The sequence below is a fragment of the Auraticoccus monumenti genome, assembly GCF_900101785.1.
Classification (GTDB): Bacteria; Actinomycetota; Actinomycetes; order Propionibacteriales; family Propionibacteriaceae; genus Auraticoccus; species Auraticoccus monumenti.
Genome location: NZ_LT629688.1, coordinates 2,783,124 through 2,798,420, shown reverse-complemented (window position 1 = coordinate 2,798,420; position 15,297 = coordinate 2,783,124). Strand labels below are relative to the sequence as shown.

General features: G+C 68.3%; 14 protein-coding genes and 1 pseudogene. 10 read left to right on the top strand and 5 right to left on the bottom strand.

What is annotated here, in order from left to right; all coding sequences use genetic code 11:
• Positions 1–6 precede the first annotated feature (6 nt).
• The 5 genes from BLT52_RS13015 to BLT52_RS12995 all read left to right on the top strand — a co-directional run bounded on the left by BLT52_RS13015 (position 7) and on the right by BLT52_RS12995 (position 5,667).
• Positions 7–738, top strand: coding sequence for a ferritin-like fold-containing protein (locus BLT52_RS13015; protein WP_090594174.1), 732 nt, complete (start codon positions 7–9; stop codon positions 736–738).
• A gap of 353 nt (positions 739–1,091) precedes the next feature.
• The gene (locus BLT52_RS13010) at positions 1,092–2,732 is read left to right on the top strand and encodes a DEAD/DEAH box helicase (protein WP_269457612.1); all 1,641 of its coding nucleotides are present in this window, start codon (positions 1,092–1,094) and stop codon (positions 2,730–2,732) included.
• Positions 2,733–2,833: 101 nt separating this feature from the next.
• The gene (locus BLT52_RS13005; protein ID WP_090594173.1) at positions 2,834–3,892 is read left to right on the top strand and encodes an LLM class flavin-dependent oxidoreductase; all 1,059 of its coding nucleotides are present in this window, start codon (positions 2,834–2,836) and stop codon (positions 3,890–3,892) included.
• Positions 3,893–4,055: 163 nt separating this feature from the next.
• Positions 4,056–5,228, top strand: coding sequence for a Gfo/Idh/MocA family protein (locus tag BLT52_RS13000; protein ID WP_090594172.1), 1,173 nt, complete (start codon positions 4,056–4,058; stop codon positions 5,226–5,228).
• Positions 5,229–5,250: 22 nt separating this feature from the next.
• On the top strand, positions 5,251–5,667 hold the full coding sequence (locus BLT52_RS12995; protein ID WP_090594170.1) for an MmcQ/YjbR family DNA-binding protein: 417 nt from the start codon (positions 5,251–5,253) through the stop codon (positions 5,665–5,667).
• 178 nt (positions 5,668–5,845) lie between these two features.
• On the opposite strand, the gene BLT52_RS21475 is transcribed toward BLT52_RS12995, so the two are convergent.
• Both BLT52_RS21475 and BLT52_RS21470 read right to left on the bottom strand, forming a co-directional pair.
• Positions 5,846–6,052, bottom strand: coding sequence for a helix-turn-helix domain-containing protein (locus tag BLT52_RS21475; protein WP_231946635.1), 207 nt, complete (start codon positions 6,050–6,052; stop codon positions 5,846–5,848).
• Positions 6,038–6,439 (bottom strand): annotated as a pseudogene (locus tag BLT52_RS21470) (recombinase family protein); the annotation flags it as partial. The gene BLT52_RS21475 and the pseudogene BLT52_RS21470, both read right to left, overlap by 15 nt.
• A gap of 377 nt (positions 6,440–6,816) precedes the next feature.
• Here BLT52_RS21470 and BLT52_RS12985 point away from each other — a divergent pair.
• The 3 genes from BLT52_RS12985 (at position 6,817) to BLT52_RS12975 (ending at position 11,424) form a co-directional block, all read left to right on the top strand.
• A complete protein-coding gene (locus BLT52_RS12985; RefSeq protein ID WP_090594169.1) occupies positions 6,817–10,077 on the top strand; it encodes a YobI family P-loop NTPase in 3,261 nt (1,086 codons plus the stop codon).
• Between the two features lie 7 nt (positions 10,078–10,084).
• Positions 10,085–10,519, top strand: coding sequence for a hypothetical protein (locus BLT52_RS12980; protein WP_090594167.1), 435 nt, complete (start codon positions 10,085–10,087; stop codon positions 10,517–10,519).
• Between the two features lie 335 nt (positions 10,520–10,854).
• Positions 10,855–11,424 (top strand): AAA family ATPase, encoded by a 570-nt coding sequence (locus BLT52_RS12975; protein WP_090594166.1) that lies wholly within the window; start codon positions 10,855–10,857, stop codon positions 11,422–11,424.
• A 100-nt stretch (positions 11,425–11,524) separates the two neighbouring features.
• On the opposite strand, the gene BLT52_RS12970 is transcribed toward BLT52_RS12975, so the two are convergent.
• From BLT52_RS12970 to pyrH, 3 genes are all read right to left on the bottom strand, one after another.
• Positions 11,525–12,499: a phosphotransferase family protein gene (locus tag BLT52_RS12970; RefSeq protein WP_157677126.1), complete on the bottom strand. Its 975-nt coding sequence runs from the start codon at positions 12,497–12,499 to the stop codon at positions 11,525–11,527.
• A gap of 117 nt (positions 12,500–12,616) precedes the next feature.
• Positions 12,617–13,315, bottom strand: coding sequence for an HAD family hydrolase (locus BLT52_RS12965; protein WP_157677125.1), 699 nt, complete (start codon positions 13,313–13,315; stop codon positions 12,617–12,619).
• Between the two features lie 59 nt (positions 13,316–13,374).
• The gene (gene pyrH / locus BLT52_RS12960; protein WP_231946303.1) at positions 13,375–14,085 is read right to left on the bottom strand and encodes a UMP kinase; all 711 of its coding nucleotides are present in this window, start codon (positions 14,083–14,085) and stop codon (positions 13,375–13,377) included.
• A gap of 165 nt (positions 14,086–14,250) precedes the next feature.
• On the opposite strand from pyrH, the gene BLT52_RS20870 reads away from it, so the two are divergent.
• Together BLT52_RS20870 and BLT52_RS12950 are read left to right on the top strand one after the other, a co-directional pair.
• Positions 14,251–14,637, top strand: coding sequence for an NUDIX hydrolase (locus tag BLT52_RS20870; protein ID WP_231946302.1), 387 nt, complete (start codon positions 14,251–14,253; stop codon positions 14,635–14,637).
• 110 nt (positions 14,638–14,747) lie between these two features.
• Positions 14,748–15,182: an NUDIX domain-containing protein gene (locus BLT52_RS12950; protein ID WP_157677123.1), complete on the top strand. Its 435-nt coding sequence runs from the start codon at positions 14,748–14,750 to the stop codon at positions 15,180–15,182.
• The last annotated feature ends 115 nt before the right edge of the window (positions 15,183–15,297 follow it).

Sequence of the window (15,297 nt, the reverse complement as noted above, 5' to 3'; positions counted from 1 at the left end):
CCGGACGTGACGTCGGGGCCGGTCGGGACGCCGGAGGGCGCTGCGGCGTCCGAGGCGGGTCCGCCCGCGGACGGGGCGTCGGCGTCCTACCGGCAGGGCAGCATCGACCTGCTGGGTCTGGTCGCCTACGGCGAGCTGAGCGCCTTCGAGCGTCTCGCCGAGGACGCCAGCACCTCACCCACCCTGGCCGACAAGGTGCAGATGGCGGCCATGGCCTCGGGTGAGTTCACCCACTTCCAGCTGGTCTCGACGCGCCTGGCCGAGCTCGGGGCCGACGTGATGGACGCGATGGCCCCGTTCCGCTCCCCCTTCGACACCTTCCACCGCCAGACCGCGCCCCGCTCCTGGCTGGAGGGTCTGGTCAAGACGTTCGTGGGCGACGGGTTCGCCGCGGACTTCTACCGGGAGGTGGCCGCCTACGTCGACGCCGAGACCCGCGCCGTGGTGCACACCGTGCTGGCCAACGAGGCGCAGTCGGACTACATCGTGGCCCGGGTCCGGGCCGGGATCGAGGACGACCCGGCGATCGCCGGCCGGCTCGCCCTCTGGGGACGCCGGCTGGTCGGCGAGGCCCTCAGCCAGGCCCAGCGCGTGGCCGCGGACCGCGACCACCTGACCGACCTGCTCGCCGGCACGGTGGACCGTCCCGGGATGGATCTGGCCGCGATCTCGCGGATGTTCTCCCGGTTGGTCGAGGAGCACACGGTCCGGATGGCCCAGCTCGGGCTGGCCTCCTGAGGCTGTCCGGCGCGCACGGCGTGGCGCGTCAGGTTCGTGCCTGCGGCCCCGGGGTCTAGACTGGCCGGTGGCACGCACACCTGTGCGTCCCCGCCCTGGCGCTCCCACGGCCCGCGTCCGCGAGGACGAGGTGGCTGCGGTGACGTGCTGGCCGGGTTCGATGACTTCGGTGCGGCGCACCGATCGCACAAAGGCTGACGATCCTGACTGAGCAGAACGACCACATCCCCACCGCCCCCGACGAGGCCGCCATCACGGCCGGTCACCACCCCCACGAGGTCCCGGTCTCCGGTCACGACGACGTGGTGGTGACGACCACCCCCGACGACGTGGTGGTCGACTCCAGCGACGTCGTGGTGCACGACTCCGACGAGGACGAGCCCGTCGCGGAGGTCCGCCAGGACTTCGCCGACCTCGGCGTCCACCCCGACCTGGTGGAGGCCCTGGCTGCGGTGGGCATCACCCACCCCTTCCCCATCCAGTCGATGGCGATCCCGCTGGCCCTGGCCGGCAGCGACATGATCGGCCAGGCCCGCACCGGGACCGGCAAGACGCTGGCCTTCGGGCTGAGCCTGCTGCAGCGGATCACGCTGCGCGGGGAGCCCGGCCACGAGGACCTCGGTGACGCCGTCGCCCCCCAGGCCCTGGTGGTCTGCCCCACCCGCGAGCTCGCCTCCCAGGTCAGCAAGGACCTCAGCACCGCCGCCACCGTGCGGAAGGCCCGGGTGCTGACCGTCTACGGCGGGGTCGGCTACGAGCACCAGCTCGAGACCCTGGCCGCCGGCGTCGACGTCGTGGTGGGCACCCCCGGCCGGCTGCTCGACCTGGTCGGGCGCCGGGCGCTCAACCTGAAGCACATCCGGGTGCTGGTGCTGGACGAGGCCGACGAGATGCTCGACCTGGGCTTCCTCCCCGACGTGGAGAAGATCCTGGCCCAGACCCCGGCCAAGCGCCAGACGATGCTGTTCTCGGCCACCATGCCGTCGGCCATCGTCAACCTGTCGCGGCGCCACCTCAACCAGCCGATGAACATCCGGGCCGAGTCGGCCGAGGACAACACCACCGTCCCGCTGACCACCCAGTTCATCTACCAGGCCCACGACCTGGACAAGCCCGAGATCGTGGCCCGCGTGCTGCAGGCCGAGGGCCGGGACCGGATGATGATCTTCTGCCGCACCAAGCGCACCGCGCAGCGGGTGGCCGAGGACCTGGCCGGCCGCGGCTTCGACGCCGCCCCCATCCACGGCGACCTGAACCAGACCGGCCGGGAGAAGGCGCTGAAGAAGTTCCGCGACGGCCAGCTCGACGTGCTGGTGGCCACCGACGTCGCCGCCCGCGGCATCGACGTCACCGGCGTCACCCACGTGATCAACTACGAGTGCCCCGACGACGAGAAGACCTACGTGCACCGCATCGGGCGCACCGGGCGCGCGGGGGCCACCGGGGTGGCGATCACCTTCGTGGACTGGGCCGACACCACCCGCTGGAAGGTGATCAACAAGGCGCTCGGGCTCTCCTTCGAGAGCCCGGTGGAGACCTACTCCACCTCCGCGCACCTGTTCACCGACCTCGGCATCGCCGAGGGCGTCAAGGGCAGGATCGCCCCGCCCAAGGAGGTCGAGGAGCGTCCTGACGGTCAGGGACCGGGCGGCCCGGGTCGTGACGGCGGACGCCGGAGCGGTGAGCGCAGCCCCCGGGGCGGCGACCGCGCACCCCGGGAGACCGAGGAGCGCGAGATCCCGCGCACCCCGCGCCAGCCCTCCAGCCGCACCCGCCGCCGCACCCGCAACGGCGAGGTCGAGGACGGCGGCGGCACCACCACGGCGACCAGCGAGGCACCCGCGTCCTCCAGCACCGCCGGCCCGTCGACCCCCGCCGCCGAGGGCGAGGCCGGGACCCGTCCCCGTCGTCGCCGCCGCCGTCGTGGTGGTCGCGGAGGCGCCGGTGAGGGCACGTCGGGCGGCTCCGAGCCGACCGCCGTCCAGACCGACTGAACGAGCGCAGCAGCGACCGACGCCGTCCTCCCGACACCGGGAGGGCGGCGTCGGCCGCGTCCGGGCGGAACAACGCGACCACCGGTCGGGTTGGCCCTGGGGTGACCTCTCTCGCGCTCTCCGTCCTCGACCTCATCCCCGTCCGTGACGTGCAGACCACCGCCCAGGCGCTGCGGGCCTCCGTCGAGCTGGCCCGGACCGCCGACCGGCTGGGCTACCGGCGCTACTGGGTGGCCGAGCACCACAACACCCGGGCCGTGGCCTCGACCAACCCGCCGGTGCTGATCGCCCTGCTGGCCTCGGCCACCGAGCGGATCCGGGTCGGGTCCGGCGGGGTGATGCTGCCCAACCACGCCCCCCTCGTCGTCGCCGAGCAGTTCGCCCTGCTGGAGGCCGCGCACCCGGGCCGGATCGACCTCGGCATCGGACGCGCCCCGGGCACGGACCCGGTGACCAACTGGGTGCTGCGCCACGGCATGGAAGAGGGCGCGGCGGTCCAGCGCTTCGAGAACGACGTCACCGAGGTGATGGCGATGATGCACCCCGACGGCGCCGCCATCTCCCTGCCCGCGGGAGGTGGCCGACCCGCCCGCCACCAGGCCCTGCTCGCCACCCCGCACGCCGTCGACAGCCCGCCGGTGTGGCTGCTGGGCTCCTCGGACTACTCCGCGCGGCTGGCCGCCAAGCTCGGGCTTCCCTACGTCTTCGCCCACCACTTCGCCGGCCAGGGCACCGCCGAGGCGCTGTCGCTGTACCGGCACGGCTGGCGGCTGGCCGAGCACCCCGGGAGCCCGACCACCTTCCTGACCGTCAACGTCGCCGTCGCCCCCACCACGGAGGAGGCCGAGCGGCTGGCCCGTCCGCACCTGCTGTCGATGATCGCGCTGCGCACCGGCGGGGAGTTCGGCCCGCAGGCCCTGGTCGAGGACGCCGCCGAGACCACCCTGAGCGTCACCCACGACCACATGGCCGGCGCCTTCACCCAGCCCTGGGTGGTCGGCGACCCCGAGACCGCGGCGGCCCGGCTGCGCGCGCTGGCCGCTGAGCACGGCGTGGACGAGGTGATGGTGCACCCGGTGGCCGGGGCCACCCGGTCCGACCCGGCCGACCGCTCGCCGGCCCGCGAGCAGACCCTGGAGCTGCTGCGCCAGGCGCTCTGACCCCGTCCGGTGCGGCTGCGCGCCACAGCTGACCGGGTCGGGTACGGGCGCGACCCGCACGTGGGGCCGGGGCCCGGTGGTCACGGCGAGCGTGCGACGATGACGCTCGGTCACCGGCGGTCGTGCCCGGCGGGCCACCGTCCACGCACCCGGGAGGCTCCCCGTGACCATCCGCACCGGCATCGTCGGCTTCGGCGCCCGCTCCTCCCTGTGGCGCCACGCCCACCAGCCCGACCGGGGCTCGGAGGTGGTCGCGGTGTGCGACACCTCCGAGCGCGGCCGTGCCGACGCCCGGGCCGAGGTGCCGGAGGACGTCCTGGTGACCGCCGACCTCGACGAGCTGCTCGCCCTCGGCCTGGACGCGGTGCTGGTGCTCACCCCGGACCACCGGCACCACGGCCCGGCGCTGGCGGCCCTGGAGGCCGGGACCGCGGTCTTCTGCGAGAAGCCGCTGGCCACCACGCTGGAGCACTGCGACGAGCTGCTGCACACCGCCCGGCGGACCGGCAGCCGGCTCTACGTCGGTCACAACATGCGCCACATGCCGGTGGTCACCCAGATGCGCGACCTCGTCCGGTCCGGCCGGATCGGCGCGGTCAAGGCGGTCTGGTGCCGCCACTTCGTCGGCAACGGCGGGGACTACTACTTCAAGGACTGGCACGCCGACCGACGCAACACCACGAGCCTGCTGCTGCAGAAGGGCGCCCACGACCTCGACGTCATCCACTGGCTGGCCGGGGGGTACACCCAGCGGGTGCAGGCGATGGGGGCCCTCGCCGTCTACGGCGACGTGACCGACCGTCGCGACCGGACCGGTGAGCGGATGGGTGACTGGCTCGACGTCGGGAACTGGCCGCCGGCCAGCCAGACCGGGCTCAACCCGGTGGTCGACGTCGAGGACCTCTCGATGATGACCATGCAGCTGGACAACGGGGTGCTCGCCTCCTACCAGCAGTGCCACTTCACCCCCGACTACTGGCGCAACTACACCGTGATCGGCACCGAGGGCCGGATCGAGAACCTCGGCGACGGCCCCGGCGGGCACGTCGCCGTGTGGGACCGGCGCCACCGCGGCCACGCCGAGCCCGACGAGCGGGTGCCGATCGAGGCCGCCGAGGGCGACCACGCCGGCGCCGACCCGCGGCTGGTCGCGGAGTTCCTGCGCTTCGCGGCCGGCGGCGGGCCCACCCGGACCTCGCCGGTGGCGGCCCGGATGGCCGTCGCGGCCGGCGTGCTGGCCACCGCCTCGCTCCGGGGTGACGGCGCCACCCTGGAGGTCCCGCCGCTGCCGCCGGACCTCGTGGACTACTTCGAGCGGGGCCAGGTCGGGGACTGAGCCGACGCGGTACGGTCGGCTCGTGGCCGACCTCGACGACGTGCGACGCCTGGCCCGGGAGCTCCCGGGGGTCAGCGAGACGACCTCCTACGGCCAGGTGGCCTGGGCGGTGGCGGGCAAGGCGTTCGTCTGGGAGCGCCCCTTCAGCGGGGCGGACCGACGCCGCTTCGGGGACCGACCGGTGCCGGCCGGCACCATCCTGGCCGCCCGGGTGGCCGACCTCGACGCCAAGGACGCCGCCCTGACCGCCGACCCGGACGTGCTGCTCACCATCGAGCACCTGCACGGCTACCCGATCGTGCTGGCCCGGCTGGACGAGATCGACCCCGTCCGCCTCGAGGAGCTCGTCGGGGACGCCTGGCTGGCCTGCGCCCCCGCCGCCCTCGTCCGCGACCAGGCCGCCCGTCCGGGACCCGGGCCGGACCCCGACGACCGGTAGGGCCGAAGGGTCCCCTGCAGGAGAGGTAGGGCGCGGTGCGGGTGTATCTCGTGCTCGAATCTGGACCGTCTTGACCATTTCGTACGACCTACTCACTGAGTAGGCCTTTAGTACTCCTGTGAAGGCCAATCTGCGGGCCGTCGATGATCTGCTCGAAAACGATGGCGGTCTCAACCGGTCAACGCACCACGTGGGAGTCGAGGGTAGATGCTCCTGCTCGGCCGATGGCTCGGTAGACCGTCGATCTGGCGACGCCGAACAGCTCGGCTATCTCGGTGGTGGTGTGGGTTCCTTGCTGGTGGAGCTTGACCAGGTGGGCTTCCTGGGCTGGGGACAGCTTGGGCTTCTTGCCTCGGAGTCGGCCCTTTGCCTTGGCCACGGCCATGCCTTCGCGGGTGCGGGCTCGGATGAGGTCGGCTTCGAACTCCGCGACCATGCCGAGGACGTTGAACAGGAGCCGGCCGATCGGGTCGGTGGGGTCCTAGACGCTGCCGCCGAGGCTGAGGGCGACGCCCTTGGCGGTGAGCTCGTCGGCGATGTCGCGGGCGTCGGGCAGGGACCGGGCGAGGCGGTCGAGCTTGGTGACGACGAGGGTGTCGCCGCGGCGGCAGGCGGCGAGGGCTTCGCGCAGGCCGGGTCGGGACCGGTGGGTGCCGGTGAGGCCGTGGTCGACGTAGACCTGCTCGGCACTGACGCCGAGGGCGAGGAGGCCGTTTCGTTGGGCGGTGAGGTCCTGCTCTGTGGTGGACACCCGGGCGTAGCCGATCAGCATGCTGCGGACTGTAGCGTTTGAGGGACGTTGACCGGGCTTTTTTGCGGGCGGGTGTTACGGGAATCGAGGTCCGGCGGCCGGCATGGTTGCTCGTTGTAGTCGCGAGCCGGCAAAGGCTGTCCTGGTGAGGGACCGGCTTACGAACTGGCCATCCTCTGGCCGTTCGTTACACGACGCCTGCCAAGAGGTGCTGAAAGACGCTCCCCTCGCAACACACGCTGAGTGAGCTAGCGCCGGCACGACGAACCGGACATGTCGGTGGGCGCCGGTAGCGTCTGATCAGGACGCAGGTGTCAACCGTAAGGACGCTGTGGATAAGAACGATCAAGACATTGGCGGTGACGGCACCGCCGTCTCGAGGAACGGGGTGGATTGAGATGAACGAGGACACCTCTGTGCCGCCAACCTCGCCGACCGACCTGGTATCCAGGACCCTGACGCCGCTCTCGTCGGGCTATCAGGAGGTCGAGCACGGCACGTACGCCCGATACCTCACAGCGGGACTCCAGCAGCCCAAGGTGTTCAACATCGCTCTGACCGGCGGCTACGGGTCTGGCAAGTCCAGCGTCATCGAATACATCGAGAACTCCAAAGAGCTCACGGTATTGAACGTCGCCATCTCCAGCCTCGGTAACGATCTCGGAGAGCCCGGCTCGGCGGCGAAGGGGGCCAGCAAGGGTGCGGACCTCACGAACCGCATCGAGAAGGCGATCGTCAAGCAACTGCTCTACAGAGAGTCCCCGAAGAAGCTCCCTGCCTCGGACTTCCACCGGCACTCGAAGTTCCCGGTCGTGCGGGCGACGCTGACGTCGGCGGCAGGGGTCGCGGGCGCCGTAGCGATACCGGTGCTCCTGGGATGGAACCTTGATTTCCTCGGGCAGGGTGCGGAGGAATGGCTGACCGGCGCCGGCGCCCTCGGTATTGCTACGGCCGGGCTGACGACTGTGCGTGCCTTCCTGCATCAGCGGTTCTCAGTCAGTCAGCTGTCAGCTGTCGGCGCTTCCGTCACCCTCGCACAGCGCCCGACCAGCTACTTTGACAAGTACCTGGCCGAGATCGTGTACTTCTTCGAGGTCACCGACTATGACGTGGTCGTCTTCGAGGACCTCGACCGGTTCGAGAACCCAGGTATCTTCGAGGCGTTGCGCGAGTTGAACACGATCCTGAACGAGTCGAATCAGGTGGGTCGGAAAGTGCGGTTCGTGTACGCGGTCCGAGACAGCGTCTTCGAGAAGCTTGGCCAGGAACCCACCTCGACGGCCCCCGGCCCCGATGGAGGTGAGGAAGAGTCGTCCAGCGGCACTGACGGAGCGTCTACCACTAACTTGCAGGGTGACGTCGACGCGGCGCAGGCGGAGGTCGAACGAGCGAACCGCACCAAGTTCTTTGACCTGGTCATCCCCCTGGTCCCGTTCATCACCCACCGTTCCGCGCACGAACTGCTCGCCAAGCTGTTCCCGGAGGGGGAGGCCCACCGTCCCTCCGACGAGCTGATCGATCGGGTCGCCCGGCACGTCCCGGACATGCGGATGCTGAAGAATATCCGCAACGAGTACTGCGTCTTCTCCGAACAGCTCCTCGTGCAGGGCAAGGGTGCTCCGGACCTGAGCCCGGACACTTTGCTGTCGCTGGTGCTGTACAAGCACTTCCACCTTGCCGACTTTGAGAAGATCATCCACGGTCGCAGCGACCTCGACACCCTGTACAAGGCCTACCGGGCGACAGTCAACGACTCCATCCGCGACACTGACGAACGACTCCGGGCTCTCGACTCCGCCGACTCGGACGCCTCCGTAGCTCAGGCTCAGGCCGACGAGCTGGGAGCTCGGTTCACCGAACTTGTCGACATCGCCTGCCACGGCCAGAAGATGCTCTCGATCACGGTCGGCACCACCGAGTTCGGCACCCAGGTAACCGACTGGCTGAAATTTTGGCGGCAGGCAGCAGCAGACGGCTCCATCACCGTCACGGTCAGCCGACAGGTGTACAACGTGCCTCCGCCGTTCAAGATCGAGACCGCGACGCTTGAACGGGTCCTGAACCACCCGTTGACCGGCGACGGCTTCAAGAACCGGGCGACCCGCTCGGTCGAGGAACGGCGGAAGCACCAGGACAACCGGAACTTCCTCCGAGGAGCGTCCATGGCAGCGCTCAACAGCCGCACCGAGTTCACCGCGCACGACACTGGACTGCCCCTCGCACACGTTATCGGTGCGCTGAAGTCAGAGCTGACCCGCGAACTGATTCGCGAGGGGTACAGCGACCACAACTTCACCCTTTACGTCGCCCAGTTCTACGGCAATAGGCTCAGCAAGAACGTCCAGACCTTCATCGTGCGAAACGTCGACACCAACACTTCCGACGCGAACTACCAACTCAGCCCCGACGAGGTCGTCTCCCTCCTCGCCGAAGCAGGACCCCGATGCCTAAGAGGCGCCAGCGCTTACAACGTCTCAGTCCTAGACCACCTCCTCGGGCATCGCGACCCGCAGGCGACCCTCGTCCTCGACCGTCTGGCCGCCTTCGGCAAGGACGAGCAGTTGTTCGTTGAGACCTACCTGTCGAACGGCGAGCACCGCGACCGGTTGTCGGCCGGTCTATCAAGCAGGTGGCCACACACCCTCGTGTACCTGGCGCACGAAGCACAACTGGACGCCAGCCGGCGCGTGGCCTACGTCGACGCCGCGCTCAGCGCCCTGAACCCCGACATCTCCTACGACGCCGAAGACGCACTCGGCGAGTTTTTGGCGACGAACTACGCAGGCATGACGTCCTACACCGGCGAACTCCAGCAGGCGCAGGTGGACACCATCGTCGCCACGACGGAGAAGTCCGGTGCCAGAATCGCCGACCTCTCCGCCCTACACCCGACGATGCTGCGCGCCGTGGTGGAAGCGGACCTGTACCCACTCACGACCACGAACCTGCGCGCCGCCATGGAGTCGGCGCCGACCATCGCTTTGGACCGCGTGCGAGGCGACTCGGAGGCCCTTTACGCGGACTGCCTCGAGCAACCCGAAGCGTTCCTAGCGGCGGTTGCGGACGACGACGAAACCGAGTTCACCATCGACGAACCGCAGCACTTCGCCGGCATCCTGGATGACGTAGCTGGCCGCTGGAACGCCGAGCACATCGAGGCGCTGATCGCGGGTTCTTCACCGGCCTGTCGATTCACCCGCCTAGCAGAAGCCCCGACCGAGACGTGGGTACCCATGGCTGCGCACCATCGGTTCCCCGCCACCATCGCAAACATCCAGGACTACCGTGCCGAACAGGGCATCGACGACGCCCTCGGGAATCTGCTGACCGCGGCCGAAGCCATCGAGCTGCACGACAAGGTTGCCCAGAGTGAATTGCATTCCCTGGCGACGGCGCTGCTGAACTCGCGCACCGCCATTGCGGACCCCGCCCATCGAGTCCGGCTTACTCAAAGCCTGGACCTTGCTGAACCCCTCGAACCGTCCGACGTGCCCGCCGAGGCGGGCCGACTTCTCTCGTTGCTTCTGGCCGAGAGGCTGGTCGCTGACACCGAGGAGATATTCGCCCGATTTGCCGGTACCGACTGGGCTACGATCGAGTCCGCGATGTCGGCGTCTGCGGCTTTCCGGCGACCATCTGTCGCCCGCGATTCTTCCTAGCCCCCTGGTGAAGGACTTCCTTCTCAGCACCGTTGTGTCCGAGGACCTAAAGGCCGTTGTCCTGAGCCAAGCTGCGGAGTTCATCGAGCCGGGTGACACCTCCACCTGGCAGGTGGCCGCGGATATCCAACTCGCTTCTAACCGGAAGGTGAGCAGCTCAACCCTCCAGATGCTTACAGGGGTTGGCCTCGCGGCTGAGACCGTCGTCCGACTGGTAGAGCGCTACCTCGATGGAGGAGGCGACGGCCGGCAGGCTCTCACCGCCCTCGCGGGAGTCGGCGGACAGTACTCGGCCCTCGCCGGAGTGCCCGGCGGGACAGCCGAACTTCCCTACGACCTAAACAAGCCGCTCTTTGAGCGTCTTCGCATCTCTCGCGTCGTCGCTAAGGCGCACCGAGGTAAGCGTTTGAAGCGGGGCAAGCTCATTGTTGTGCTCAGATGACTTGTAGGGGCTAGGAGCTTCAGCGATGCGGCCCAGTGCTGGTTCACCCGCACCTCACCCAGCCGCGGATCGCGCCGAACCCGGAGCGGGTGCAGGCACGCCTATGCACTGCCCGCGCAGTGGTGTGCGGCTGCGCGCTCGGCTGCGTTTGACGCGTTCTAGGGGTGGTCTCCCGCGACGTTCTCGCACGACTTTGTGCTGACAGCGGTATGAACGTGCGCTTGTCCACGACTGGGAGCGTCCCGGTAGCCGATCCCTCGGCGGGCGTCCGTACGACGATCGCTGACCGTGCGAGGTGTCGGCACGGCGGTGGGTCTGCCGCCTAGGGTCATGGGATGCCCACCGGCCCCGATCCCGTCGGAAGCTCGACCACAGTGCTGATCGTGCTCAGAGGCAACTCTGCCGCTGGCAAGTCCACGGTCGCCGCCGCTTTGCGATCGCGGCTGGGGCGCGGCGTGGCGCTGGTCGAGCAGGACTACCTCCGCCGAACCGTCCTTCGCGAGCACGATCGGCCCGATCTGCCCAACATCGGACTCATCGACATGACCATCCGCTACGCGCTGAACGCCGGCTACCACGTCATCGCTGACGGGATCTTCGGCTCCCAGCACTACGGGTCCATGCTGCGTCGCTTGAGTGGCGACCATCGCGGCCCGACCTTCCACTACTACTTCGACATCCCCCTGGTTGAGACCCAGACGCGACATCTGACGAAGGCCCACACCGTGCCCGCGGGGAAGTTGGCGGAGTGGTATCACTCAAACGATCTCCTCGAACTTCCTGAAGAACAGGTCATCCTCCCCAGCGAAAGCGCTGCCGACATCGTCGACAGGATCGTCCGAGACGTCGGGCTCCACAATCCCCCGATTCGGACAGAATTAGAACCAGAAGCTCACCTAGCGTGAGTCACGTGAGCATCGGCTCGACACGCCCCGTAAGCCGATCCCTCAGCGAGACGCGATACCGGTTGGCGTGAGATGAGCGCAGCAGGCCGGATGAGACAGCTCAACTGGGGCCAGTGTCATCGAGGACGCGCAGCGCCTGGCGGACCGCGGCGACGTTGCTGGCGGCACCGTCCGAGTCCTCGATGGCGACGTCATGGGCGATATGTCCGATGAGCTGAACGGCAAGCGTTGTCGCCAACTGCCGCAGCAGTGTGTCGCCGTTGCTGGGCAAGCCGTGCCCGTAGCCCTGGAGGATCGGTTGAAGATTGTTCCAGCCGAAGCTGTTGGCAACGCCCGCGAGCTCACCGGTGCGTGAGCCTGCGTGCCACATCCCCCAGTCGATCAGCCCACTGACCTGGAGCGTCGAGTCAACGAAGATGTGCTCGGAACTGACGTCGCCGTGGCAGAGGACGAAACCGGTGCCGGGCGGATCGGGCGAAACCTCCAACAGAGCCATCATCCGGTTCACCTCGGCGGACGTCATGCCGGCCGCGGTCAGCTGGTCGGCTTCGCCCCGTCGCTTAGCAGCGAACCCTGCTCGCAGCTCGACGGGATCGGGCCACTGCCCGTCGTGATCGGGTCGCCACACCCCGGGCATATCGATGGAGTGAAGCCGAGCCAACTCGTGTCCGACATTGGACAGAAGTTGATGTCGTTGCTGATCCGTGACCGCAGCGAGCACTTCTTCGAGCTGCTGTCCGCGGGCAGCGGCGACGACCATGACGGGATGGCCGTCTGCGTTCTCGCTGGCGGCATCGACCAACAGAACGTCGGGTACAGCGACACCGCCCGCGCGTGCCAGGTCCATCGCCCACGCTTCCTGCTCCTGGGTGCCTTCGCCGTAACGACGAATCCGCACATACACGACCAGTTCACCCGTGAGTGTTACGCGGTGGACCTCGTTGTCGTAGCCTCGGGCGAGCCGCTCGATGGTCTCGACGTCATGGCCAGTTGCCTGCGCAGCCAGGCCCGCGACCTGCGAACGAGGGAGACCGAAGCGGCTGTGCAAGTCAGCGAGAAACGGGGTCTTGGCCATGACCTCATCCACTCACACGATTAGATGACCGGCCACCTGTTTCTCCAACGACTGATCTCGGTAGACGATCGTCATCCGAACGCGCGGCTCACGTGTCGAGGAAGTGCCACTCGCTCCCTAAGGTGCTGAGTTGTCGGACGTGCCGAGTCCGTGCAGGAGGACGGAGAGAGCGTCGGCGCCTCGGTTGACGACCAGGTCAGGGCGGCCAGCGTCAGCAACTTCCGACTGGGTCCGACCACCAGAAACCCAGATGGTCCGCAGCCCAGCACGACGACCACCTTTGATGTCGTGAACCAGGCTGTCACCGACCATCCACCCCGTGCCCAGGTCTCGGTTGAGCAACGCTGCGGCATGGACGAAGATCTCGCGGTCCGGCTTAGCGACGCCGACCTCCCCCGAGATCGCGACGGCGTCGACCAGATGGTCGAGCCCGAGCTTGCGGACCTTGGCCCGCTGCTGCTGGGCGCCTCCATTGGTGACGATGGCGAGCAGGAAACCCGCGGCGCGAAGTGCCTGAAGCCCATCCTCGACGCCAGGCTCGAGCACCAGGTGATCGACCAGGCCACGTTGCATCGCCAGCGCGAGAACTTCTGGGGTGCTGGTCAGTCCCCACTGCTCGGTCGCCGCCTGTGCGAGATCCAGCCGGTTCCGATAGCCGTCGCGGTCCTCATCCAGCCACCACGTGCGTGCTTGTTCAGAAAGCTGGTGCTCCAAGCAGAAGTGCTCGACCCAAGAGCCGAAGGCCGCCCCTCGGTTGATCAGCGTGTTGTCCAGATCGAGGTAGATCACCTGATCCCGAAAGTCAGCAGCGGTCACCAGGGCTTCGTACCAGATGTAGCGCCGCCGCCGGTCCAAGGCTGCGCGCAAGCCGATCCCTACTGGGACGGGACGGCGGCGGTGATGAGCGTCCCGATGTTCTCCCCGAGGCAGATGCGCCCCATCAGCTGCTGCTGGGCCACGTCGAAGACGTGCATCGTCAGGCCCTGCTCACCGGCGAGGACGAAGGCGCTGGTGTCCATCACCTTGATGCCTGTGGAGATGGCGGCGTCGTAGGTGAGGTGGGTGAACGGGACGGCGTCGGGGTGGACGTTGGGGTCCTTGTCGTAGACGGCGTCGATGTCGCGCTTGGCGACCAGGAGTGCGTCGGCCTCCAGCTCGAGCGCGCGCTGGACCGAGGGGTAGTCGGTGGTCACGTAGGGCTGGCCGATCCCGCCGGCCAGGATCACGATCCTGCCCTGGTCCAGGTGGGAGAGGGCTCGTAGCCGGATGAACGGTTCGGCGACGGACTGCATCGGGACCGCGGTCATCACCCGGACGTCGGCACTGGTCCGCGCCGTAAGAGCGCCACGCATCATCAGGGCATTCATGACCGTGCCAAGCATGCCGATGTTGTCGGCCTCGGCTCGTCCGATGCCCCAACCCTCAGCCATCCGACCGCGGAAGTAGTTGCCGCCCCCGACCACGACGGCCACCTGGATCCCGAGGTCGTGGACGGCGAGAACCTCCTCGCTCAGGTACGCGAGCCGGTCAGGTTCAACCCCCCAACCCGTGTCCCCGGCCAGCGCCTCACCGCTCAACTTCAACACGACTCTTCGGTATCGGAGCATGCGGGTCCTGTCGTCAGGGCGGGGCTGCAGGTCAGTACAGCGCACCCGCCACGTCCTGTACATGCGCACCGCCGGAGGGCGGAGATACGGCCGTCGGCCGGTCGGGGATGCCGTTACGGTCTCCGAGTGAGTCGATCAACGCGAGTGAGCGCCTATGGCGTCTGCAAGACAGCGGATGCGTTGCTCCTGGTCCACCAAGTGGCCCCGGGCCCTGCCGCTGGGCTCTGGACGTTGCCGGGCGGCGGCCTGGAGTTCGGTGAACACCCCAGCGATGCTGTCATTCGCGAGGTACGGGAGGAGACCGGCCTGGATGCCCGAGTAGGCCGGCTGCTGGCTGTCCATGATGACGTCTACGACCTGGGCGACGGCGTGCAACGCCACGGAGTGCGGCTGTTGTTCTCTGCCACGGTCAGCGGAGACCCGATCCCCACTCAGGTCGATGAAGTCGACCAAGTGGCGCGGCATCAACTCGGGTCACTGCCCGCCGACGCAACTGCCTGGGCCAGGCTGGCTGCGGTGCTCGAGGCGTAAACATGAGCGGATGACCTGACCCTCCACGTCGTGCGAGGGTTCTCAGCATGTCTTCGATGGAGCAGGACTTCTTCGACGTGGTCGCCTGACGACGGTTGGTTCGGCCCTCAGTGCGAGCAATCATCTTCTCCAACGACCTTCAACGTGTGCTGGTCCAGCGGCCCAGTGACTCACCCGGCACCAACTACGCCTTCATCGGTGGCGAGTACGAGATCGGCGACACCTTCGAAGCGCGGTTGCGCGCCGAGATCGAGGAGGAGACCAACGCGCGGCTGGTGAGCTGGGAGTACCTGTTCGTGGTCGAGAACCGGTTCATGGCTGGTGACAAGCAGATCCACGGGCTGGAGCACTACCTACGCGCGACCATCGACCGCGAGGACGTGGAACCCCGGGAACCGCACCTGGTCCAGGAGTGGCTCCCCGTTGCCGACGTGACCTCGGTCGTCCTCCGACCCGTAGTAGTGCGGGACCTGATCGGTACCCAGCTGACAACTGTCCGCCATCTCGTCATCGACGGGTGGTCGCCAGACCTGACCCAGCAGTAGCCGCCTACCTGGGCAGAGAGCTCGTTGCCGAGGCGTCCGGTCGCCGATCGCTCATCGACACAGCCCGCCATTGGCGGCCGTGTGAGGGCCACACAGACCGCCTTTCGGCGTTGGC

Bases quoted from the DNA above. Each gene is read 5' to 3' on its own strand.
- BLT52_RS21475 (WP_231946635.1), bottom strand. From the start codon at position 6,052: ATGGCCGTGGCCAAGGCAAAGGGCCGACTCCGAGGCAAGAAGCCCAAG.
- BLT52_RS12985 (WP_090594169.1), top strand. From the start codon at position 6,817: ATGAACGAGGACACCTCTGTGCCGCCAACCTCGCCGACCGACCTGGTA.
- BLT52_RS12975 (WP_090594166.1), top strand. From the start codon at position 10,855: ATGCCCACCGGCCCCGATCCCGTCGGAAGCTCGACCACAGTGCTGATC.
- BLT52_RS12970 (WP_157677126.1), bottom strand. From the start codon at position 12,499: ATGGCCAAGACCCCGTTTCTCGCTGACTTGCACAGCCGCTTCGGTCTC.